Source organism: Nocardia sp. NPDC059154 (genome assembly GCF_042755705.1).
GTDB lineage: Bacteria > Actinomycetota > Actinomycetes > Mycobacteriales > Mycobacteriaceae > Nocardia.
This window is the reverse complement of record NZ_JBHZCS010000028.1, coordinates 102,885-125,832: the sequence shown is the minus strand read 5'-3', so window position 1 is coordinate 125,832 and position 22,948 is coordinate 102,885. Positions and strand designations below refer to the sequence as shown.

Annotated in this window: 20 protein-coding genes and 1 pseudogene; 14 read left to right on the top strand and 7 right to left on the bottom strand. The window is 69.2% G+C overall.

Annotated elements, in window-relative coordinates; genetic code table 11:
- The 6 genes and pseudogenes from ACFXN1_RS24360 to ACFXN1_RS24335 form a co-directional block, all read left to right on the top strand.
- Nucleotides 1-592, top strand: a pseudogene (locus tag ACFXN1_RS24360) (mannosyltransferase); the annotation flags it as partial.
- A gap of 192 nt (nt 593-784) precedes the next feature.
- On the top strand, nt 785-1,921 hold the full coding sequence (locus ACFXN1_RS24355; RefSeq protein ID WP_379445967.1) for a BTAD domain-containing putative transcriptional regulator: 1,137 nt from the start codon (nt 785-787) through the stop codon (nt 1,919-1,921).
- 148 nt (nt 1,922-2,069) lie between these two features.
- Entirely contained in the window at nt 2,070-4,751 is a 2,682-nt protein-coding gene (locus ACFXN1_RS24350; protein ID WP_379445969.1) for an alkaline phosphatase family protein, read from the top strand.
- 77 nt (nt 4,752-4,828) lie between these two features.
- A complete protein-coding gene (locus ACFXN1_RS24345; protein WP_379445971.1) occupies nt 4,829-6,064 on the top strand; it encodes a cytochrome P450 in 1,236 nt (411 codons plus the stop codon).
- A gap of 131 nt (nt 6,065-6,195) precedes the next feature.
- Complete coding sequence (locus ACFXN1_RS24340; RefSeq protein ID WP_379380153.1) at nt 6,196-6,765, top strand: TetR/AcrR family transcriptional regulator; 570 nt, start codon at nt 6,196-6,198, stop codon at nt 6,763-6,765.
- A 57-nt stretch (nt 6,766-6,822) separates the two neighbouring features.
- The gene (locus ACFXN1_RS24335; RefSeq protein ID WP_379445972.1) at nt 6,823-7,110 is read left to right on the top strand and encodes a chorismate mutase; all 288 of its coding nucleotides are present in this window, start codon (nt 6,823-6,825) and stop codon (nt 7,108-7,110) included.
- Between the two features lie 36 nt (nt 7,111-7,146).
- On the opposite strand, the gene ACFXN1_RS24330 is transcribed toward ACFXN1_RS24335, so the two are convergent.
- Both ACFXN1_RS24330 and ACFXN1_RS24325 read right to left on the bottom strand, forming a co-directional pair.
- The gene (locus ACFXN1_RS24330) at nt 7,147-8,064 is read right to left on the bottom strand and encodes an alpha/beta hydrolase (RefSeq protein WP_379445973.1); all 918 of its coding nucleotides are present in this window, start codon (nt 8,062-8,064) and stop codon (nt 7,147-7,149) included.
- Between the two features lie 4 nt (nt 8,065-8,068).
- Nucleotides 8,069-9,532 (bottom strand): flavin-containing monooxygenase, encoded by a 1,464-nt coding sequence (locus tag ACFXN1_RS24325; protein ID WP_379445975.1) that lies wholly within the window; start codon nt 9,530-9,532, stop codon nt 8,069-8,071.
- Between the two features lie 140 nt (nt 9,533-9,672).
- On the opposite strand from ACFXN1_RS24325, the gene ACFXN1_RS24320 reads away from it, so the two are divergent.
- Nucleotides 9,673-10,713 carry an NAD(P)-dependent alcohol dehydrogenase gene (locus ACFXN1_RS24320; protein ID WP_379445976.1) on the top strand — a complete coding sequence of 347 codons (1,041 nt, stop codon included), beginning with the start codon at nt 9,673-9,675 and terminating at the stop codon, nt 10,711-10,713.
- Between the two features lie 36 nt (nt 10,714-10,749).
- Here the strand turns inward: ACFXN1_RS24320 and ACFXN1_RS24315 are convergent, their stop codons facing one another.
- Together ACFXN1_RS24315 and ACFXN1_RS24310 are read right to left on the bottom strand one after the other, a co-directional pair.
- Entirely contained in the window at nt 10,750-10,893 is a 144-nt protein-coding gene (locus tag ACFXN1_RS24315) for an alpha/beta fold hydrolase (protein WP_379393694.1), read from the bottom strand.
- Nucleotides 10,890-11,762: a hypothetical protein gene (locus tag ACFXN1_RS24310; protein ID WP_379445977.1), complete on the bottom strand. Its 873-nt coding sequence runs from the start codon at nt 11,760-11,762 to the stop codon at nt 10,890-10,892. The genes ACFXN1_RS24315 and ACFXN1_RS24310 overlap by 4 nt, the downstream gene beginning before the upstream one ends.
- 197 nt (nt 11,763-11,959) lie before the next feature.
- Here ACFXN1_RS24310 and ACFXN1_RS24305 point away from each other — a divergent pair, with 197 nt between their 5' ends.
- Both ACFXN1_RS24305 and ACFXN1_RS24300 read left to right on the top strand, forming a co-directional pair.
- Nucleotides 11,960-13,483 carry an APC family permease gene (locus ACFXN1_RS24305; RefSeq protein ID WP_379393698.1) on the top strand — a complete coding sequence of 508 codons (1,524 nt, stop codon included), beginning with the start codon at nt 11,960-11,962 and terminating at the stop codon, nt 13,481-13,483.
- Nucleotides 13,484-13,629: 146 nt separating this feature from the next.
- On the top strand, nt 13,630-13,917 hold the full coding sequence (locus ACFXN1_RS24300) for a hypothetical protein (protein WP_356995903.1): 288 nt from the start codon (nt 13,630-13,632) through the stop codon (nt 13,915-13,917).
- 120 nt (nt 13,918-14,037) lie between these two features.
- Here the strand turns inward: ACFXN1_RS24300 and ACFXN1_RS24295 are convergent, their stop codons facing one another.
- On the bottom strand, nt 14,038-14,688 hold the full coding sequence (locus ACFXN1_RS24295) for a DUF305 domain-containing protein (protein ID WP_379445993.1): 651 nt from the start codon (nt 14,686-14,688) through the stop codon (nt 14,038-14,040).
- A gap of 90 nt (nt 14,689-14,778) precedes the next feature.
- A complete protein-coding gene (locus ACFXN1_RS24290; RefSeq protein ID WP_379445995.1) occupies nt 14,779-15,243 on the bottom strand; it encodes a DUF6153 family protein in 465 nt (154 codons plus the stop codon).
- Nucleotides 15,244-15,362: 119 nt separating this feature from the next.
- On the opposite strand from ACFXN1_RS24290, the gene ACFXN1_RS24285 reads away from it, so the two are divergent.
- Together ACFXN1_RS24285 and ACFXN1_RS24280 are read left to right on the top strand one after the other, a co-directional pair.
- Nucleotides 15,363-16,280 (top strand): ribonuclease Z, encoded by a 918-nt coding sequence (locus ACFXN1_RS24285; protein WP_379445996.1) that lies wholly within the window; start codon nt 15,363-15,365, stop codon nt 16,278-16,280.
- Between the two features lie 78 nt (nt 16,281-16,358).
- Nucleotides 16,359-18,035, top strand: coding sequence for a DUF885 domain-containing protein (locus ACFXN1_RS24280; RefSeq protein WP_379393706.1), 1,677 nt, complete (start codon nt 16,359-16,361; stop codon nt 18,033-18,035).
- Nucleotides 18,036-18,084: 49 nt separating this feature from the next.
- Here ACFXN1_RS24280 and ACFXN1_RS24275 read toward each other — a convergent pair whose 3' ends face one another.
- Complete coding sequence (locus ACFXN1_RS24275; protein ID WP_379445997.1) at nt 18,085-19,011, bottom strand: LppP/LprE family lipoprotein; 927 nt, start codon at nt 19,009-19,011, stop codon at nt 18,085-18,087.
- Nucleotides 19,012-19,239: 228 nt separating this feature from the next.
- Between ACFXN1_RS24275 and ACFXN1_RS24270 the strand changes: the two genes are divergently transcribed.
- From ACFXN1_RS24270 to ACFXN1_RS24260, 3 genes are all read left to right on the top strand, one after another.
- Entirely contained in the window at nt 19,240-20,667 is a 1,428-nt protein-coding gene (locus ACFXN1_RS24270; protein ID WP_379445998.1) for an MDR family MFS transporter, read from the top strand.
- Nucleotides 20,668-20,786: 119 nt separating this feature from the next.
- A complete protein-coding gene (locus tag ACFXN1_RS24265) occupies nt 20,787-21,920 on the top strand; it encodes a class I SAM-dependent methyltransferase (RefSeq protein ID WP_379445999.1) in 1,134 nt (377 codons plus the stop codon).
- A 76-nt stretch (nt 21,921-21,996) separates the two neighbouring features.
- Nucleotides 21,997-22,923 carry an LLM class F420-dependent oxidoreductase gene (locus ACFXN1_RS24260; RefSeq protein WP_379394329.1) on the top strand — a complete coding sequence of 309 codons (927 nt, stop codon included), beginning with the start codon at nt 21,997-21,999 and terminating at the stop codon, nt 22,921-22,923.
- The last annotated feature ends 25 nt before the right edge of the window (nt 22,924-22,948 follow it).

The window sequence follows — 22,948 nt, the reverse complement described above, 5'->3', positions numbered from 1 at the left end:
GCTGCTGATCGCCCCGAAGCTGCCGCGCTTCGCGCTCGCCATCGGCGTCTTCGCCCTGCTCGCCGGCCTGCTCGGTCCCACCGTCTACACCCTCGAGACCGTCGCCCAGGTGCACAATGGCGGCAGCCCGACCGCCGGTCCGCCCCGCAGCGAACACGGTGGCGGCCCCGGCCAGCACGGCGGCGTGGCCGACCCGCAGATCGCCGGCCTCATTGCGGGCAGTGACACCCGTTGGGCCGCAGCGGCTATCGGCGCTCAGGACGTCAGTTCGCTCGAATTGAGCACGGGCAAGGCGCTGCTCGCAGTCGGTGGCTTCAGCGGTCGCGACGATTCGCCGACGCTGGCCCAGTTCCAGCAGTACGTCGCCGACCACCAGATCGGCTACCTGCTGGTGCGTCAACGCGAGGAATCCGGACAGGACAACAACTCTCGGGGTGGCCGGCCGAATGCCGGTCAGCCGAGCAACCCCCAGTCCGGCCCGGGCAATTCGGAGTCGGATCAGTCCACCTCCGCCCAGATCACCGCCTGGGTGAAAGCGAACTACCCGGTCACCAAGATGGGCAGCGTGGAGGTCTACAACCTCAACCCCTGACCGGGAACAGCATCCACGGGCATGCACTGGTGCGGGCACCAGTGCATGCCCGTCGTATTCGCGCCCGGGTGGAACGAATTCGGGCCGGGGACCGACCAGTTCGGTGAGAGGAATTCGGCGGATGCGAGGGGCGGGGCGGCCGTGGATAGCTACAGTGACGGGCGACAGCTGGGGCCGGGTGGGAGGTCGGCGATGGGCGACGTGCGCGCGCAGGTTGGGGTGCTCGGCCCGGTGCAGCTGACAATCGACGGGGTGTCCCAGCCGCTGGGCGGGCCCAAACAACGCGCTGTGCTCGCCTACCTCGCGATCAATGCCAATCGTCCGGTATCCGTCGAGGCCCTCGCCAGCGCGGTCTGGGAGGACAATCCGCCGCCCGACGTACGCGTCAGCCTGCACGCCATCATCTCCAATCTGCGCAAGCCGCTGCGCGACGGCGGCATCGATGCCCGGAACATGCTGCAGCACATGGGCACCGGCTATCGCATCGTGCTCGCGGACCCGGCCTGCGATGTCTTCCGCTTCCGTGCCCGCCGCGAGAACGGCCTGCGCGCCCTCGCCGCCGGACGGTTCGCCGCCGCCGCCACCGCCCTCTCCGACGCGCTGGCCCAGTGGCGCGGACCGGTCCTGTCCGATCTGCGCGGACTCGGCTTCGCCGACGCCTACGCCGTCGCCCTCGGCGACGAGCGCATCGGCGTCATCGAGGCCCGCGCCGAGGCCGATATCGCCCAGGGCCGCGCCGAGGGCGTGGTCTCCGAACTGGCCCTGCTGGTGCGCGATCATCCCCTGCGGGAATCGCTCTGGGAGCAGCTGATCACCGCGCTCTACCTGACCGGCAGGCAGTCCGACGCGCTCGAGGCGGCCCGCCGGCTGCGCGGCATCCTCGCCGAGGAACTCGGCATCGATCCGGGGCATCGCATCCGGGAGCTGGAATCGCGCATCCTCCGCCAGGATCAGCTCAGTGTGCCGGCGGTCGCGGCGGCCTCGGCCACCCGCGCCACCACCATCGTGGACCGCAGCTGGCACGAGCCCCAGGCGCTGCTGCGCGACCGCTCCGGGAACGTCTTCCCGGTGACCGGCTCCACGACCCGCATCGGCCGCCTGTCCGACAATGACATCGCGCTCGCCGACGGCCGGGTCAGCCGCCACCACGCGCTGCTCATCGACAACGGGCACACCTGGGTGATCAAGGACCTGCACTCCTCCAACGGCGTCTACGTCGATGGCGCACGGGTTGCCGACAGCGGATTATTGTCCGATGGAGCGGTGTTGCGCATCGGCGATACCGAACTGGTCTTCCTGCTGGTTCGCGACGAGGACAACGCCGGCTGAACAGTAGTGAATGCCACATGACAGATCCGCGACGTCCGGAGCCAATGATTAACTGACCCTTCATTACTGATCCCCCTCACCGCCACGAACCCCCAAGCTCGGTCGGCGATCCTCAACGGTAGCCGTTCCTATGCTCACAGGGGTTGCCATGGATCGGAGGCGTTTTCTGAAGCACGCCGCGCAGCTGGGTGGTGCGGCCGGAGCCATGTCGATGCTCCCGCCGAGCCTGGTGCAGGCCTGGGCCGAACCGGCCCCGCCCGGCGGCTGGGACCGGATCGAACACGTGGTCATCCTCATGCAGGAGAACCGCTCCTTCGACCACTACTACGGCTCCATGGCCGGCGTGCGCGGGTACGCCGATCTCAATGCGCTACAACTGTCCACCGGACGCTCGGTTTTCCACCAGCCCGACGGCGGCCGGGTGGTGCTGCCGTACCCCACCACGCTGCAGAACATCGATGGCACCGATCACGGAACCCGCACCGGCCATGACGCTTTCGCCTTCGGCCGGCACGACGGCTGGATCCCCGCCAAGGGCGAGGGCACCATGGTCGGCTACGACCGCGACAGCCTGGGCTTCTACTACCAGCTGGCCGAGGCGTTCACCCTGTGCGACGGCTACCACTGCTCGGTGAACGGGCCCACTGACCCCAATCGCATGTACCTGTTCACCGGCACCGTGGAAAACCCGCTGGCCCTGGACAATTTCGCGGAATCCCTGCAGGTCTCGCTGTTCGCCGACGATCTGAAACTGCGCTGGATGCGCAGCCTGCCGGTCGCCGGGATCGTGGACGCCGTACTGGGGATGGTGCACGGACTGACCAGCGCCCTCCCGCACTCGGTCGCCGAATCGCTGGCCGGGCTGATGGCGCCGCGGACCGGCAATCTGTTCCTCTACGACGCGCTGCTCGGCCCCGACGCCGGACGCTGCGTCAACGACATCATCTTCGGCCTGCCCTGGACCACCTACGCCGAACGTCTCCAGGAGCGCGGCATCGGCTGGCGCGTCTACCAGGAGTGGGACAACTACACCGACAATGCGCTCGAGTTCTTCCTGCCCTTCCGCGAGGCCGCGCGGGCCGCGCTGAAGTACACCAACGGCGGTCGCGGGGTCGCCTTCGAGAACTTCTTCCGCTATTACACGGACCTGCAACGGGATCCGAGCCTCGAACCCGCCTACGCCGCCGACCTGAAGCGGGGCCTGGACGAGCTGTCGGCGGGGCAGCGGGCGCTGGTGGAGCAGGGGCTGCTGCGGGCGCGCACCGGCACGCTCGTGGAATCCTTCCGCACCGACGTGGCGACCGGACGGTTGCCCACGGTGTCCTGGATCGTCGCGCCCTACGTCGACTGCGAGCATCCGGTCATGGGCCCGCGCAATGGGCAGGCCATGGTGCGCGGGGTGCTGGAGGCGCTCGCCGAACACCCGGACGTCTGGAACAAGACGGTATTCATCCTCAACTACGACGAGAACGACGGGTACTTCGACCACATTCCGCCGCCGGCGCCGCCGGAGGGCGCGGCCGGTGAATACTTCGGCCGCCACAATGTCGGCCTCGGCGCGCGGACACCCGCGATCATCGTGTCGCCGTGGAGCAAACAGGCCGTCTGCTCCGAATTGTTCGACCACACCTCGGTGCTGAAGTTCCTGGAGCGGGTCACCGGCGTCGCCGAACCGAATATCAGCCCGTGGCGGCGGGAGGTGTGCGGCGACCTGTCCTCGCTGTTCGACTTCGGCGCGCGCCGCACCCTCATCCTGCCCACCGCCGCCCCGCGCGCCGAGCAGACGATGTCCGGTGTCACGCAACCGCTTCCGTTCGTGCAGCGCCTGCCGAAGCAGCAGAACGGCAGCAAGGCGCGGGTACCGCTGCCGTACCGGATGCAGGCCCGGTGCGCGCCGAACGGGCAGGGCGGGATCACCCTCACCATCGACAACGGCGGCACCGGCACAGTGCACTGCCGGGTGCATCCGAACGCGTTCGCCGCGGACTTCACGCCGACCCGCTTCGACATCCCCGGCGGCGGCGCTGTCGCACAGGACTTTCCGGCGGTGAACGGTCGCTACGACTATTCGGTGTACGGCCCCGACGGCTTCCAGCGCCGCTTCGCCGGCGATCTCACCGGTCCGTGCGGCGCGCTGCGGGTCACCGCCGCCGCGGCCACCTCCGGCAGGCGCAAGCTCTCCTGGGTATTCGAAAATGGCGGGAAGCAACGTGTTTCGGTCGCGGTGGTCTCCAATGCCTACCGGCACGACGGGCCCTGGACTATCGACATCGCGGCGGGCGGGACCGAACGGCGCGAGATGTCCTGTGACGCCGATGCCGAGGGAGCGGGCTGGTACGACTTCTCGGTGACGGCCGCCGCCGATGCCGGATTCTGGTGCCGGGCACGCGGATTCGTGGAAACCGGAGCCGCCGGAAGGACCGCCGACGACGCGGCGCCCTTCGACCGGCTGCTGCTCGACCGGTCCCTCTACGAGCCCGGCCGGGACCTGGTCGTCAGCTACGGCCTCGCGGGCGCGGTGGCCGGGCATCGCCTCGCCGTCTACGCCGATCCCGGTGGCCTGGCCGCCACGGTGCCCGCCACTCCCGCGCTGCGCACCCTCACGCTGGGGAACGGGGTGACGCGGGATCAAGTGGTCCTGCCGGTCATCGCCCAGCCGGGCGCGGCCGATGCCGCGGTCGCTCCGGTAGCGGGCCTGCGGCAGGTCGGCGCGGTCCCGGCCGACGCGGCCCTGCGGTCCGGTCCGCTGCCGACGGGCTCCTACCTGCTGCATCACCTGGATGATGCGGGCCGGCCGCTGGCCCATCCGGTGCGCTTCCGGGTGCTCTGATCCCGACTTCTTGGTACATCGGGACAGTTGTGCAACAGGTTCTAGACATATCATGAGTTTTGTCTTACCGTCGGTTCATGAGTTCAACGGCGTCTCATGGGGTGCGATTCGAACTGCGCTCCGGCGAAACCTGGCGCGACCCGTATCCCATGTATTCCCAGCTGCGCGACCACGATCCGGTCCACCGGGCCGTCCCGGAGGGCCGCGAATCCGACGACTTCTACGTCCTGTCCCGGCACGCGGACGTGTACGCGGCCGCGCGCGACCCCGAGACCTTCTCCTCGGCCTCCGGCCTGACCGTCGACTACGTCGACCTGCTGGCCGCCGGATTCGGCGCCGCCAAGCCGTTCGTCTTCATGGACCCGCCCGACCACACCGACTTCCGCCGCCGGGTATCACCGGGATTCACACCCCGGCAAGTCAATTCGGTCGAACCCGAGGTGCGCGCCTTCGTCATCGAGCGCATCGAGGGGCTGCGGGCCGCGGGCTCCGGCGATATCGTCAAGGACCTGTTCAAGCCCCTGCCCACCATGGTGGTGGCGCACTATCTCGGTGTGCCGGAACAGGATCGGGGCAAGTTCGACGCGTGGACCGAGAACATCGTCGGCGGCGCGGTCGAGGGTGCGGGGCTGGCCGCGGGCGACCAGAACGCCTTCACCGCGGTCGGTGAAATGGTCGGCTACTTCAGCGAGCTCATCGACCGGCGGCGTAAGGAACCCGGCGACGACACCATCTCGCACCTGCTGGCCTCCGGGCTCGGCGCGGACGGCGACAACGAGGGCCTGCTGGCCATGCTCGGCTTCGCCTTCACCATGATCACCGGCGGCAATGACACCACCACCGGAAACCTCGGCGGCGCGGTGCAACTGCTCACCGCCTTCCCCGAGCAGCGCCGCCTGCTGGTGGAGAATCCGGCGTTCATCCCCGACGCCGTCGAGGAATTCCTGCGCATGACCTCCCCGGTCCAGGGCCTGGCTCGGACTGCCACCCGCGATGTGGAGCTGCACGGCGTCACCATCCCCGCGGGCCGCCGCGTGCTGCTGCTCTACGGGTCGGCGAACCGCGACGAACGCGAATTCGGGCCCACCGCTGCCGAACTCGACGTGCGTCGCAATCCCAAACGCATCATGACCTTCAGCCACGGCCACCACCACTGCCTCGGCGCGGCCGCCGCCCGCATGGTGGCACGGGTCGCTCTGGAGGAACTGCTGGCCCGCTGCCCCGGCTTCACCGTCGATCTCGATACCGTGCAGTGGGCGCACGGCAACTACGTGCGCTGGCCGATCTCCGTCCCGTTCCGGGCGACAGCCTGACCGACTCCGGGCCGGCCACCGCGCAAGGTCGGCCCGGTCGCACCGTCCGCGCACCGCGCGGGCAGAGTGTGAACGAGTGGGTCCGGTGGCGGCTGCCCACCGCCGGACCCGCGAGCATCGAAGGGACATCCATGAGCCGAGACTGGCTGGCCGACGACCGCGCCGACCTGGCCGCCGAGCGCATCCTCGATGCCGCCGCGCGCCTGTTCGCCGAGCGCGGCGTCACCGCGGTCGGCATGGGCGATATCGCCAAGGCAGCCGGATGCTCCCGCGCGACCCTCTACCGGTACTTCGAGAACCGGCAGGCCGTCCGCCTGGCCTTCGTGCACCGCGCCACCCGCCGCATTGCCGGGGGCGTGTTCGAGCAGGTCGCCGCGATCGAGGATCCGGGCGAGAAGGTGGTCACCGCCATGCTCGGCGCGATCCACGCGGTCCGGGCCGACCCCATGCTCATCGCCTGGTTCCGCCCCGGCGAATCCGGCGCGGCCGGGCGCATCAGCCAGGACTCCGACGTCATCGAATCCATTGCGGCGGGCCTGTTCACGCCCACCGCCCTCACCGATCCCGAACGCAGCCGGCTGGCCCGCTGGCTGACCCGCATCATCGTCTCCTTCCTCGCCGCCCCCGGCCGCGACGACGCGGAGGAGCGCGCCATGCTGGAGGAGTTCGTGGTGCCGGTCGTCAGCCGGGCCTTCGTGTGAGCCGCGGGGCCGTCGGCCCGAACGTCGGGCGCCCGGCATTCGATAGGCTGCCTGCTCATGTCCGCTCCACGTTCGCTGGCCGAAGTCCGCACGCGCATCGACGTTCTCGACGGTGACCTGATCCGGCTGCTGGCCGAGCGACAGGAGCTGGTGCGCGCGGCCGCCACATTCAAGGCCGACGAGCAGGCCGTGCGTGCGCCCGATCGCGTGGAGCGGGTCGTGGCGCTCGCCCGCGAGCGTGCCGACGCGGCCGGACTGGCGCCCGCCGTCGCGGAAGCGGTGTGGCGGGCCATGATCGGAGCCTTCATCGACCTCGAGCTGGACGAGCACGCCGCCCGGCGCTGAACGTGCCGGACCGGGCGGCGGTGTCGGATCGATCGATCAGCGGCTTGCCCGGTGGCCGACGTGGTGACCGTAGAGGCGGTCGGACAGCGCGGAGGCGAGGTCGATCACGGCTTCCCGTGCCACCCGCATGGGCATGGCGTGGAAGACGTGCCAGAGATTGCGGTACTCGCGGTGCCGCAGGGGCGCAGCCGATTTCGCCGCGAGGGCGGCGAAGCGGTGGGCGTCCCCGGCCAGTAGATCGTCGCCCGCCGAATGCATGACGATGGGCGGCAGGCCGGTGATGTCGCGGTAGAGCGGGGACCGGGAGCGCCGCTCGTCCTCGGGGACACCCGGCAGGTAGGCATCCATGAACTGCGTCATGAGCTGCGGGTTCAGCAGCGGCTCCCGGCTCGGATCGCACTGGAAGGCCGAGGAATTCGCGGTCAGATCCAGCACCGGGCAGATGAGCCCGAGGATCGCGGGTTGCGGCCAGTGCTTCTCACGCAGCCGCAGGGCCAGATCCAGCGCCAGGCCGCCGCCGGCCGAATCACCGACCACCGCAATGCGTTCGGCCGGGATGCCCGCTGCGAGCAGGGCTCGATAGGCGGCGACGGTGTCGTCGATGGCGGCCGGGTACGGGTGCTCGGGGGCCAGCCGGTAATCCAGGGCGTGCACGGTCGTCCCCATGGCCGACGCCAGCGCACCGGTGAGGGTGCGGACCATGCGCGGCATGCCGATCACATAGCCGCTGCCGTGCAGGTACAGCACCGCGGCATCGGCGGGCGCCGAACGGGGAGTGAGAGTTTCGACCGGTATGCCGCCGAGTCGACTGGTCTCGACGGCGATACCGCGGGGTGCCCGGGCGAAAGTGGTGCCCGCACCGACCCGGGCGCGGACCCGGGACCAGTCGGGGGCGGGGCCGAACCACCAGTGGCCCACCAGGCGGGAGAGCAAGCGCCAGAACGCTATTTCCACGATCTCACTTCCGGCTCTCGACGCGCTGATTCAGGTCGTAGTCGACCGGATCCGGTGCGCTGCGGATCAGCTTCTCGTAGCGCCCCGGGGTCCACGGCCACAGCTCGGGCAGCCCGTCCTTGCCGAGGTACCAGCTGGTGCAGCCGGTGGTCCACACCGTGCTCGGGGCGGCGGCCCGCATTCGCGCGTTGTAGCGGTCGGTGGCGGCGCGGGTGGGGGCGACGGTCGCGAATTCACCTGCCTGCCACCGCCGCAGCCAGCCGACGATGCGGGCGGACTGCGCCTCGGCGACCGCGGTCAGCGGATGATTGGCGAAGGGGCTGTGCGGGCCGACGAGCATGAACAGATTCGGGAAGTCCGGCATCATGACGCCCTCGAAGGCGCGCGGGCCCTGCTCCCAGGCCTGATCCAGGGTGCGGCCGTCCAGTCCGGTGACGGCCATCGGGCGCATGAAAGCGTGCGAGTCGAATCCCGTTGCCAGGACCAGGATGTCGAGCTCGTGCAGGCGGCCGTCGGTGGTCACCACGCCGCGCTTCTCGACGTGATCGATGCCCTCGGTCACCAGCGTGACATCGGGGCGCTGTACGGCCTGGTAGAAGCGGTCGGACACCACCAGCCGCTTGCACATGGCCTGATAGTCGGGCGTCAGCTTGCGCCGCAGTTCAGGATCCTTGACCGACCGCAGGTTTCGCTCCACCACCCACTGGATGAACCGGCGCACCCGGCCGGGATGCACCAGGCCCTGCGAGAACACGGCGAAGGCGGCGCGATTGAACCAGTAGGGGAGTGCGCCCAGCGCGGGGATCAGCGAGTAGAGCCGCTTCGACACCCGCGTGTACGACCGGTTCACCGTCGGCAGGATCCACTGCGGAGTGCGCTGGAACAGCACGACTTCCGGCACCGTACCGGCGAGCGCGCTCACCAGCTGGGTGCCGGTGGAGCCGGTGCCGATCACGCCCACCCGCTTGCCGGTCAGCTCGACATCGTGCCGCCAGCGCGCGGAATGCATGACCGGGCCGCCGAATTCGTCCAGGCCGGGGATGTCGGGCCGGCTCGGGTGATGCAGGAAACCCGTTGCGCACAGCACGAAGTCGACGCGCTGGGTCACGCCGTCGGAGGTGGTGAGCTGCCAGCCGTCGCCCTCGAACACCGCGCCGGTCACCTCGGTCCCGAAGCGGGTGCGCCGGCGTAGTCCGTGCTCGCGCGCCACCCCGACCAGGTAGTCCTTGATCTCCGGTCCGGCCGAATACAGGTGTGACCATTCGGGATTCATGGCGAACCGGAATTGGTAGTACCGCGAGGGCACGTCGCACACCAGGCCCGGATAGCTGTTGTCGCGCCACGTGCCGCCGTACTCGTCGGCCTTCTCGTAGAGGGTGAAGTCGGTGAATCCGGCCCGCTGCAGAGCTACGGCCATGCAGATCCCGGAGATTCCGGCGCCCACGATGGCGATCCGCGGTGTGTTCATGGGACGCGAGCCTAGACAGCTGTCCGACATGGTGGGAAGACTTTCGAGTAAATCAGTAGACATTCCGTCATTCGCTAGACACAGTGTAAAGCCACTGCTACCGTGTGCGCCAGATCACAAGCTCGAGGCAAGGAAGCACGATGCGCGCACTCCAGTGGACCGGCCCGGAAAAGGTGCAGATCAACGACATCCCGGTCCCGGACATCGGACCCACCGACCTGCTGGTGAAGGTCGGCGCCGCGGGCGTCTGCCACTCCGACCTGACGCTGGTCAACTTCCCGATCCAGCTGCGCGAGAATCCGCTCACCCTCGGCCACGAGATCGCCGGCACCATCGAGGCCATCGGCTCGGACGTGAACGGGCGCGAGATCGGCGAACGCGGCGTCGTCTACCTGTTCTGGACCTGCGGCGTCTGCCGGGAGTGCGTGAGCGGCAACGAGAACGTCTGTCTCGCGGCGGGTCGCGTCGCCATGCCGCCCTGCCCCGGACTCACCATCGAGGGCGGCATGTCGGAGTACGTGCGGATTCCGGCGAGCTCGTTCGTGCCCATCGGCGACCTGGACTTCCTGCAGGCCGCGCCGGTCGCCGACGCCGCCCTCACCGCCTACCACGCCATTCGCGGTGCGCGCGAAGCACTCCGGCCCGGCGGCACCGCGGTCGCCATCGGCATCGGCGGGCTCGGGCACGTGGCGGTGCAGATCCTGCACGCCATCTCCGGCGTGCGGGTCATCGCCGTGGACCAGGCGCAGGAGAAGCTGGACCTGGCCGCCGACTGCGGTGCGGAACTCGGCATCCTCTCCGGCGGCGACACCGCCCAGCAGATCCTCGACCTCACCGACGGGCGCGGCGCGGACGCCGTCTTCGACTTCGTCGGCGTGGACTCCACCGCCAAGCTGGCCTGCGAGACAGTCGCCCCCAACGGCGCCTACCGCATGGTCGGAATCGGCGGCGGCGCACCGGAAATCACCGCCGGACCGGCCGGCGGCCCCGGCTGGCCGTGGGGCGCGACCGTGCGGAAATCGCTGGGCGGCACCCGTAGCGACCTGCACGCGTGCGTGGCTCTCGCCCAGGCGGGCAAGCTGCACATGGAGGTCGAGCGCTTCGACCTCGCCGAGGGGCCGGAAGCCTTCCGCCGCCTGGACGCGGGCCAGATCCGGGGGCGCGCGGTCCTGGTGCCGTGACCGATTCGCGAATGAGCTCGAGACAGGCCGGACGAATCAGCCTGCGGCGGGCTCCATCTCGCCGAGGAACTTCGCGAGGCGCGCCGCGATCTCGTCCGGGAACTCGCCGTTGATGGCGTGCGAGGCCTCCGGCCAGACCTCGAATTGACCACCGGGCACCAGCTCCCGGCGGTATCTCATTGCAACCCCGCGATGCGGCGCTCCAGCCAGCGGCGGGATTCGGCGTCGCGGGCGTGGACGAGGACCTTGCGGCGGGCGGCGGGGGAGAGCGCGGATAGAAGGCGGGCCAGGTGTTTTCGGGTATCCCAGCTGATCAGGTAGCGGACCGCGCCGGCGATGGCGGCGTCGTCGGCCAGGTCGACGGCGCGGGCGAAATCGGTGCGGTTCTCCAGATCCAGGAACTGGGCCGGAATACGTTCGTGCGGCGGGTGACCCGAGTAGGCGCCGGTGCCCGCGGCGTACCAGGCGCACAGGCGCAGGATTCGATCCACCGCATCCGGGTACGCCGCCGACAGCACGGCACCGGCCTCTGCCACCTGGGGTCCGGTCAGACCGCCGCCGGAGGTGGACGTATCGAGAAAGACGTCGGTGTAGGGCATCAGTGGTGTGGGGATCTCGGCCGCCCAGAGCCGGGCGGTGCGGTCGATTTCGGCCTGGCGCTGCTCGGCCACGCGGTATTCGCGCAAAGGAACGGCGATGCCGCGCACGGCCAGCCATTCCAGCGAGCGGACGCCGTCGGCCAGCAGCGCTTCCTGGGGCCAGCCGTCCCAGCGGATCGAATACCCGTGATGCAGGGTCACCGTGGTGAGCGGACGCTCGTCGGTGTCGAAGAAGTCCAGCACCACATCGCCCCAGCACATGCACACGAAACCGGACAGGTCGGCAATGCGCAGGGCGTCCCGCAGCGCTCGTACGGCAATCGGGTCCCGCTCCTCGAGCAGGGTCGGCCCGTCCCCGGGCATCTCCCTGACCCGGACGCTGTGCGCATGCGCCAGCACCCGATCCAGCGCGACCGGGTCGCCGCCCGCGGACGTTCCCCCGAAAGCCATACCGAAACACTAATCCGCCCACCGGTCCCCGGCGTGGTGTTGCGGCGGCATGCGGGTGCCTTCTCGGTGACCAGCCTGTTGCTGAACTGGTACGTACCAGCTGATGATACGGTGCCGTGTGACGCCGATAACTCGCCTGATGGTGACCGACCGGTGAGAACTGCATTGTTGCCGAGAAGTCAGATTTAGGAGAGACAGTGGCGATATCGGACTCCTCGCGAGACGCTGCCGGTCCCGCTGCCCAACGCACCACCGGACTGTTCCGCACCAAGAGCGTCGAACAGTCGATCCGGGACACCGACGATCCCGATGCCAAACTTCGCAAGGAACTGACCTCGTGGGACCTCACGGTCTTCGGCGTCGCGGTCGTGGTCGGCGCCGGTATCTTCACCCTCACCGCGCGTACCGCGGGCAACATGGCCGGACCCGCGGTCTCGCTGGCCTTCGTCTTCGCCGCCGTCGCCTGCGGCCTGGCCGCCCTCTGCTACGCCGAATTCGCCTCGACCGTCCCCGTCGCGGGCAGCGCGTACACCTTCTCCTACGCCACCTTCGGTGAGCTGGTCGCCTGGATCATCGGCTGGGACCTCATCCTGGAGTTCGCGCTCGGCACCTCGGTGGTCGCCAAGGGCTGGTCGCAGTACCTGGGCACGGTCATGGGCGGGCATCAGCCCATCTGGCACTTCGGGTCGGTCAAGTTCGACTGGGGCGCGGTCGTGCTGATCGCCGTGCTCGGCGTGCTGCTCGCCCTCGGCACCAAGCTGTCCTCGCGGGTCTCCGCGGTCGCGGTCGCCATCAAGCTGGCCGTCATCGCGCTGGTGGTCGTGGTCGGCGCCACCTATTTCAAGGCCTCGAACCTGAAGCCCTTCGTCCCCGCATCGGTCCCGAACGCGGACTCCGGCAGCGCGAGCAAGCTGCAGCAGACGCTGTTCCAGCTGGTCACCGGCGGCGGCAACAGCCACTACGGCTGGTACGGCCTGCTGGCCGCGGCCTCCATCGTGTTCTTCGCCTTCATCGGCTTCGACGTGGTCGCCACCGCCGCCGAGGAGACCAAGGACCCGCAGCGCAATGTGCCGCGCGGCATCCTGGGCTCGCTGGCCATCGTGACCGTGCTGTACGTGGCGGTCTCGCTGGTGCTCACCGGCATGGTGTCCTACAAGGACCTGCAGGGCAACGACGCCACACTCGCGACGGCCTTCGCCCTGCACGGCGTCACCTGGGCCAAGAACATCATCTCCGTCGGCGCGCTGGCCGGTCTGACCACCGTCGTCATGGTGCTGTTCCTGGGCCAGACCCGCGTGCTGTTCGCGATGTCCCGCGACGGCCTGATGCCGCGCCGGCTCGCACACACCGGCCCCAAGGGCACACCGGTGCGGATCACCGCCATCGTCGGCGTCATCTGCGCGGTGCTGGCCGGGTTCGTGGACTTCGGCACCCTGGAGGAAATGGTCAATATCGGCACGCTGTTCGCGTTCGTGCTGGTGTCCATCGGCGTGGTCGTGCTGCGCCGCAGCCGGCCGGATCTGAAGCGCGGCTTCCGGGTGCCGCTGGTGCCGTTCATCCCGATCCTGTCGGTCATCGCCTGTGCCTGGCTCATGTTCAACCTGTCGGTGGAGACCTGGCTGCGGTTCGTCATCTGGATGGCGCTGGGCCTGGTCGTGTACTTCGCCTACGGCCGAAAGCACTCGGTGATGGCCCGCGCGGAGGCGAAAACCGGTAGCTGATCGGGTGCTCGAGTTTGGTGCTGGTGGTGTGTCTTCCATACGCCACCTCGCGGAATGCGGTTCAATTGCTCTGAATATTGAGAGTTGTGCCACAAGTTCGGCCCATCAGCACCGTCTCAGCATCCCGAGAGGAACCGATCGTGAGCATGCTCCTCGCTGTGCATGACGCCTACACCACGGTTGTCGCGCAGATCGGCAACCCGACCCCGGAGACCCCGCCCGTAGCGGACAAGCTGATGAAGCTGGTCCGCTACTTCACCTGGTTCACCATGCTGTCCGGCGTCACCGCCATCACCTACGGCGGTGGCCGGTTCGCCTGGGAGAAGTGGAGCGGTGGCGGCCTCGAATCACCGAAGATGGTGGCCGGAGCGATGATCGGCGGCGTCACCGCCACCAGCGCCGGCACCATCATGAACGCCGTCATCGGCAATTAGAACCACTCTCGTAACTCGCGGCCATACCTCCCAAGGCCGTGGCTTCGCCCCCGGAACCCCATTGGGGGACCGAGGCTTGCGGGTGCGCCGGATACCGGCGCACCCGTTCGCTTCTCGCTGCTAGCTCTGGCCCAGCATGGTGTTCATCTGGGTGATCTCCTGCTGCTGGGCGGTCACGATGGACTGCGCCAGAGCCTTCGATTCGGCGTTGGCGCCCTGTGCCAGTTCGGTATTCGCCATGGTGATCGCGCCCTGATGGTGCTCGATCATCATCTGCATCCACAGCTTGTCGAAGTCCGGGCCGGACAGGCCCTCCAGCTTGGTCATCTGGTCCTTCGACATGATGCCGGGCATGTCGTGACCCATGTCGCCGCTCGGTGCGGGCTTGCCGAAACTCTGCAGCAGCGTGGTGATCTGCCGCATCTCCGGCGATTGCGCCTGTTCCACGGCCGTGGCCAGGGTGATCAGCTGCTGGTTCTGCGAGCGGGTGGGCACCAGCTTCGCCATCTCCACGGCCTGCGCATGATGCGGGTACATCATCTGCAGGAACGTGACGTCGGCGGCGTTGAAGTCGCTGCGGGTGGCCGCCGGCGCCGAGGTGCCGGTCGTGCCGTGATCCATGCCGGGCATGCTGCCGTGATCCATGGCCGTGGTGGTCGAGGACGGCGCGGCCTTCGAGGTGTCGCTGTCATTGCTGCTGCAGCCGGCGGCGATCAGGGCAGTGGCCGCGGTGCCGGCGATCAGGGCGAGCTTGATCCGGGTGCTGAACATGGTCGAACTCCTTGGTGGGTGCTGGCGAATCGGAAAATGAGCAGGCGAAAACCCGCGTCCGCGTGGGTGATACGCGGCCGCGGCGGCCCATCAGATCCGCAGGATCGCCAGTTCGGCCAGGGAGAGCACCGTCCAGGGCGGTGGACGGGCGTGATGCGCGCGCGGGTGGCGCGGTGTCGAGGTGGCGGCGTCGCGGCGGCCGATGCCGACCCAGGCCAGCACGGCCAGACCCAGTCCGAGCAGCAGTGCGGCGAGCACGAACAGACAACCGTGCATTCCGGCGTGGCCATTGCCGCAATCGCCGCCGCAGCCGGGCATGGACATCTCGTGGTCGTCGCCCGCGGCCATCGCGATCGGGGCGATACCCGCCATGGGCAGAACGGCGTCGTGCAGGTGCTCGGTCATGACGGTCGCCGGGCTCCCGGCGTGGTCGCCGGTCATGCGGTCGTGGCTCATGCCGAGGACGAGCGCGTGCATGGCCACCAGCCCGGCCAGCAGGGCGAGCAGCCCGAAGGCCCGGATGAACCGGGTGCCTCGGGGCTGCTGCTCGATCACGGCGGCCATTCTACGGACCTGCCGCCGATCCGGGCCGGATACCCCCTGTCGGTATCGTCGCGGGACGCGCCCGCCTCGCCATCGCGAGGATCGGCGGGGTGGGCGGTAGCCTGACGGCCGTGTCACAGCGCGAACTGGTCATTCTGGGGACGGCCAGCCAAGTACCGACCAAACAGCGCAATCACAATGGCTACCTGCTGCGGTGGGATCGCGAGGGGCTGCTGTTCGACCCGGGGGAGGGCACCCAGCGGCAGATGAGCTTCGCCGGTGTGGCCGCCAGCGGGATCACCCGCATCTGCATCACCCACTTCCACGGGGACCACTGCTTCGGCCTGCCGGGTGTGCTGGGCCGCATCAGCCTCGACGGGGCGCTGCATCCCGTGGACGTCTACTTCCCGGCGTCCGGCGAGGTCTACTACGAACGGCTCATCGATTCCTCGGCGCACAACCGCCAGGTGGAGCTGCACCCGCACCCGATCACCGACGCCGGTGAATTGCCGCCGCCGGGAGCTGATTTCACCCTGCGCGCGGAGCGGCTGTCCCACCCGGTCGAATCGTTCGGCTATCGCCTCGACGAGCCGGACAGCCTGCGCTTCATTCCCGAGCGGTTGCGTGAACTGGGATTGTCCGGGCCGGTCGTGGGTGAACTGCAGCGGCGCGGCGAAGTCGAGATCGGCGGGCACACCGTCACTCTCGACGAGGTGAGCGAGGCGCGGCCGGGACAGAGTTTCGCGTTCGTCATGGACACGCGGCTCTGCGACGGCGTCCACGACCTGGCCCGGGGCGTGGACATGCTCGTCATCGAGTCCACCTTCATCGATGCCGATGAGCACCTGGCGGTCGAATACGGTCATCTCACGGCCGGGCAGGCGGCGCAGGTGGCGGCGCGGGCGGGGGTCCGCACCCTGGTGCTGACCCACTACTCGCAGCGCTACCGCACCCTGGACCAGCATTTGGCCGATGCCCGGGGCCATTTCGACGGGGAGATCGTGGTGGCCGAGGATCTGATGCGCATTCCGGTTCCGCCGCGCCGCTGAGCGGGCGACCTCGCGGGTGGGGGTGCGAAGTTTCCGTGCGGCCGCGCGGCGGTGGCGGGCCCGGGCATGATGGTCGGCATGGACTCGCACGAGGAACTCATCGCACTCGCCGACCGGTACTGGGACGCCATGCTGGAGTCCGCGCCCAGCGAGGCGACCCTGTTGGGGGACAGGCGATTCGACGATCGCATCGAGGATCTGTCGGTCGCGGCGGAGGAACGGCTGCTGGGTACCTGGCGGGGGCTACTGGCCGAGGTGGATGCGCTGGATCCGGCGCGGCTGGGCGACGAGGACCGGACCACGCGGAGCCTGCTGCGCACCGAATTGGCGTCGGCGGTCTCGCATCTGGAGTGGCGGCCCGTCGAGATGGCCTCGGATCAGATGACGGGCGTGCACGCCGGGATGCTGACCATGGCTCCCCTGGTGAACGCGCCCGAACCGGAGAACGCGCAGCGGCTGGTGCAGCGCTACCGGCAGTTCGGCACCCTGATGAACCAGGCCGTGGAGCGCTTCCGGGCGGGAATCGCGGCCGGGCGCACGCCCGCGCACATCACCATCGAGCGCTCGCTCAATCAGCTGGACGGCTACCTGGCCTCCGATCTCGCCGACGACCCGTTCGTCACCCTGGCCGGCCCGGCGGGCTGGGATGGCGAAACCGCCTGGCGCGCAGAGCTGGCCGAGGTCGCGCGGGAGGTCATCCGGCCCGCCTTCGCCGCCTACCGGGCGGTGCTCGCCGCCGAGCTCGAACCCGTTTCGCGCCCCGACGACAAGCCCGGCCTCTGCTGGCTCGGCGACGATGGCGCGGACATCTACCGCCGCCTGCTGCGCCATCACACCACGCTGCCCGACCTGGGCGCGGAAGAGATCCACCAGCTCGGGCTGGACGAATTGGCCCGTCTGCGCACCGAATACGAGGAGGTGGGCGGCCGCCTGTTCGGCCTCGCCGATCAGACCGCCATCTTCGCCCGGCTGCGCGAGGATTCGGCGCTGCGCTACGGCGACGGTGCGGAGATCATGGCGGACGCCCGGGCATATCTGGCCGCCGCCCAGGCGGAGATGGGTAACTGGTTCGGCCGGCTCCCACGCCAGTCCTGCGACATCCTGCCCGTCCCCGACTTCCTGGCCGCGGATGCGCCCGCGGCCTACTACTTCACGCCCGCGGCCGACGGCTCCCGGCCTGGCGCCTACTACGTGAACCTGCGGGAACCCAAGAGCCGCAACCGCTACGAGACAGCCGCGGTCGCCTACCACGAGGCCATCCCCGGCCACCACCTCCAGCTCACCATCGCCAACGAGCTGGACCATCTCCCGCGCTTCCAGCGCATGTCCTTCTCCAATACGGCCTTCGTCGAAGGCTGGGCGCTCTACACCGAGCGCCTCGCCGACGAAATGGGCCTGTACCCCGACGATCTCACCCGCATCGGCATGCTCGCCGCCGACTCGTGGCGCTCCTGCCGCCTGGTCGTGGACACCGGGCTGCACGCCAAGGGCTGGACCCGTCAGCAGGCCGTCGACTTCATGTCCGCCAATGCCCCGGTCGGGCTCGAGGAAATCCGGGTGGAGATCGACCGCTACATCGCCATGCCCGGCCAGGCGGTCGCCTACAAGGTCGGCCAGCTCGAGATCCGCCGCCAGCGCGCCCTGGTCACCGACCGCCTCGGATCCGCCTTCGACATCAAGGCTTTCCACGACACGGTGCTCGGCTCCGGCTCGGTCAGCCTCCCGGTTCTGCGCGATCTAGCCGACTCCCTCTGACACTCTGTGGCGGGCAGGCCGGTGACAGATCGCCCCGGTGACAGATCGATCAGTGGCAGATCTTGTCCGCGACATCGGCAGGAACGCCGATCTCGGTGCAGTGCAGGGCGCTGCCGAGGTCCACCGGCTTCCAGCCGCCGTCGGCCGCCACGTAGTGGAACAGGACCTGGGCTCGGTTGACCGTATTGTTGTGGGTTCCGCTGTGGGCCATCGCCCAATCGCCCGAGCAGTCGATTCGATCCTCGAGTTCGACCGGCTGCGCCAATCGCGACTCGATGTCGGTGCCGTGCAACGCCTGGAGCAGAACGGATTTGGTGACCGGGCACACCGGCGGGGTGCCCGCGGAACTCGGATCGGTCACCTCGGCCGGGAAGTCACGATCCGGGGTGACGGTGTGATCGTCCGCGCCCAGGGTGAGCGTGACGGTGACCGGTCCGCCCGAGGGACAGCAGCTGGCGTCCTGACCGGAGAGCCACCGGTACTGGACCTGGACACTGCGATCGGACGAGCCGACCACCTGGGTGTAGGACGTCGACTTCTTGGTCGCGGTACCCAGGTAACCCGCGTGGTTGAACAGCATCACGTGCCAGGGTGAGCTGGCCGTGCCGTGCGGAGTCCCGGCGAGCACCCACAGCAGGGCGGGGCAGGAGCCGACGGCGGCATCGGTACCGCTGTCCGCGTAGTACCCGTCACCGCCGACTCCGGGGCCGAGTTTGCCCAGCGCGGCGCTGACCACCACCGACTTCAGATCGACGCATTTGCCGTTTGCGGCGGTGGCGGGAGCGCCGTCACCGGCGGGCGGTGTGGCGCCCGGCGACTGCTGAGGGGCCGGAGACTGAACAGTTCCCGGTGCGGTCACGGTGGCGGAGCTCGGCACCGACGCCCCGCTTGTCGCCGGTGTCGAACCACCGTCCTGACATGCCGTCGCCAGGGCCACCGCGGCGACCGCCGCGATGATGCCAACGATCCTCTTCATGAAAATCCCTCCCACTCGGTACTACCGAGCACGTCGAGTCCCGGACGCAGATCGTTGCGCCCCCGATTCCATGGGCACGCCGGCTCGCCGTCGGCGCGGCCGCGTGCCGGCCGTTGCGAGCCTTCGTGTTTCGTGTCCGGCACGATCCGGCGCAACCGCGCCGGGAATAGCGGCCCGGATGGCGTGTTCGACTGTGGTGGTGAGTTGTGTTGAGGGAAGGGGCTGCCGGTGACGGCTACGGATGTGACGTCGTCGATCGGTTTGCGGTCGGAGCGGGGGCCGATTCTCGCGGCGATCATGTTGTCGACGTCGCTGGTGGCATTGGACTCGACCATCATTGCCACCGCGGTGCTGACGATCACCGATCAGCTCGGTGGGTTCGCGCAGTTCCCTTGGCTTTTCAGCATCTACCTGCTGGCGCAGGCGGTGACGGTGCCGATCTACGGGAAGCTCGCCGACATGGTCGGGCGGAAACCGGTGATGCTGTTCGGGATCGGGGCCTTCGCGGTGGGGTCGCTGCTGTGCGGGCTGGCGACGAGCATGCCCGCGCTGATCGCGTTCCGGGCGGTGCAGGGCATCGGGGCGGGCGCGGTCAGCCCGATCTCGATGACCATCGCGGGTGATATCTACACGGTGCCGGAGCGGGCCAAGGTGCAGGCGTATCTGGCCAGTGTATGGGCGACCTCGTCGGTGCTGGGGCCGCTGCTCGGCGGCGTGTTCTCCGAGTACATCAGCTGGCGGTGGATCTTCCTGATCAACCTGCCGCTGGCGGCGCTGGCGGCCTGGATGATCCTGCGGAACTTCACCGAAAGCGCTCCGCGGCAGAGCCATCGGATCGACTACCTCGGTGCCGGACTGCTCACCGTCGGGGCCGGGGCGCTGATCCTGGCCCTGCTCGAGGGCGGCCAGGCGTGGGCCTGGGGCTCACCCGCGAGCCTGGTGCTCTTCGCGGCCGGCGGGGTGACGCTGGCGTTGTTCGGGCTGGTGGAGCGGCGGGCCGCGAATCCGATTCTGCCGCTGTGGGTTTTCACCCGGCGCATCGTCGTGGCCAGCAGCCTGGCTTCGCTGCTGGTCGGCGCGATCCTGCTGGGTCTCACCTCGTACGTGCCGACCTTCGCCCAGGGTGTGCTGGGCAGCGGGGCGCTGATCGCGGGTCTCACCGTCGGCGCGCTCACGCTGGGCTGGCCGGTGTCGGCGTCGCAGGCCGGAAAGGTGTACCTGCGCATAGGTTTCCGGGCGACGGCGGTGATCGGCAGCCTGATCGCCGTGGTGGGCGCGGCGTCGCTGCTGGTGGTGGACGCGCGGTCGAGCCTGTGGCAGTTGGCGATCGGCTGTTTCGTCGTCGGCATGGGGATGGGCCTGGTGGCCAGCCCGACCCTGATCGCCGCCCAGGCGAGCGCCGAATGGTCGGAGCGGGGCGTGGTCACCGCCACCAATATGTTCGCCCGCTCGCTGGGCAGCGCGGTCGGCGTGGCCGTGTTCGGCGCGCTGGTCAATGCCCGGCTCGGGAAGGCCGGCCATCCGGCCGCGTCGGACCTCGCGCCGGCGGTGCACCTGGTGTTCCTGGGCGTGGCCGCCATGGCGGTGGTCCTCATCGGTGCGGCGGCCGTCATGCCCCGGCGAAGCGCGGGCAACTCGGAAATCCATTCGGCGTGAACACGATCGACATGTGATTTGCGGAATCGCAGAATAGCGCCGGGATCGGTTAATTCCGCAAAAAGGCCGCCGACCGTGCCGAATGGAATCCTTCGGCAATGATCTAGCACACTGTAGGTGTGGTTGAGGTCGAGGACGTATTGGGCCGGTTACGGCGGTATCCGGATGTCGAAGCGGTGAACCTGTATGCGGTCGATGCCGCCGACCGCCTGATGCTGGATGTCGCCGCGGATTCGCTGGCCACCGCCGGGGACGGGCGGGTGGCCGTGATCGACGACGGCTACGGGGCGTTGACGCTCGGGGCCATCGCCGCGCACGACCTGCACGGGGTCCGGGTGCATCAGGATTTGCTCACCGGTGAATTGGCACTCGCCAACAATGCCCGAATTGTCGGTCTAGCCGATCGCTTTTCGACCCGCGAATTGGGTGCGGGATTGCTCTCCGATGTCCGCGTGGTGCTGTGGCGGCTGCCGCGTGCGCTGTCCGGCCTGGCCGAAACCGCCGAGGCCATCGCGCGTTGGGCCGCACCCGATGTCGAGGTCTTCGCCGGCGGCCGCGACAAGTACCTGACCCCCGCCATGAACGAGGTGCTCGCCGAATCCTTCGGCTCGGTGCGCGCCACCCGCGGCCGCCAGAAATCCCGCATCCTGCTCGCCGCCGAGCCCAAAACCATTGGCGAGCCCCGTTTTCCGATCCGCAACCGGCTCGACGAGCAGGGCCTGGAGGTGGTGGCCCACGGTGCGGCCTTCTCCGGCCCGCGCCTGGACATCGGCACCCGCTTCCTGCTCGACCACCTGAAGCGGATGAAGCCCGATGCCCACGATGCCATCGATCTGGGTTGCGGCACCGGCATTCTCGCGGTCGCACTCGCCAAGGCCCGCCCCGGCATCCGGGTGACGGCGACCGACCAGTCCGCGGCCGCGGTGGCCTCCACCCGCGCCACCGTCGCCGCCAACGGCGTCGCCGACCGCGTCACCGTGCTGCAGGACGACGCCATGTCCAGCGCCCCCGACAACAGTGCCGACCTGGTGCTGTGCAACCCGCCCTTCCATGTCGGCGCGGCCGTGCACACCGGCTCGGCCATCAAGATGTTCCAGCAGACCGGCCGGGTGCTGCGCCCCGGCGGCGAGCTGTGGACGGTCTACAACACCCACCTCAACTACCGGGGCGTCATGGAACGCATGGTCGGCAGAACCGATGTGATGGGCCGCAATCGCAAGTTCACCGTGACCCGCTCGGTGCGTCCCCTGTGACCCGCCGGGATCCGCCCACTGTGACCCGCTGGGTACCCGGCCCGCACGACGTCGAATAATCGGGCGCATGGGACGAATCGATCTTCGAATCTTCACCGAACCCCAGCAGGGCGCGTCCTACGACACGCTGCGCACCGTCGCCAAGACCGCCGAAGACCTGGGCTACGACGCCTTCTTCCGGTCCGACCACTACCTGAAGATGGGCGACGCCGACGGCCTCCCGGGCCCCACCGACGCCTGGATCACCCTCGCGGGCCTGGCCCGCGAGACCCGCCGCATCCGGCTGGGCACCCTGGTCACCTCGGCCACCTTCCGTCACCCGGGCGTGCTCGCCATCGAGGTGGCCCAGGTCGACGCCATGTCCGGCGGCCGCGTCGAATTCGGTTTCGGTGCGGGCTGGTTCGAGGCCGAGCACGCCGCTTACGGCATTCCGTTCCCGGCCCGGAGGTTCCCGCGCTTCGAGGAGCAGCTGGCCATCGTCACCGGCCTGTGGTCGACGCCGGTCGGTGGGACCTTCTCCTTCGCCGGCGAGCACTACACGCTCACCGATTCCCCGGCGCTGCCCAAGCCCGCGCAGCCGCGTATCCCGGTCATCATCGGCGGCATGGGCGCCGAGCGCACTCCGCGCCTGGCCGCGCAGTACGCGACCGAGTTCAACGCGCCGTTCCAATCGGCCGAGGCCAGTGCCGAGCAGTTCGAGCGAGTCCGCATGGCCGCCAAGGACACCGGCCGCGATCCGCACGACATCACCTTCTCCAACGCGCTGGTCGCCTGTGTCGGCGCGAGCGATGCCGAGGTGGCGCGGCGCGCGGCCGCCATCGGGCGCGAGGTGGACGAGCTGAAGGCCAACGGCCTGGCCGGCAGCCCGGACGAGGTGGTCGAGAAGATCGGCCGCTATGCCGAGATCGCCGGTACCAGCCGGGTTTACCTGCAGATTCTGGATCTGTCCGATCTGGATCACCTGGAGCTCATCGCAACTCGCGTGATGAGCCAGCTGGGCTGAGACCGGCTTCCGGGGCGGCCGGGCC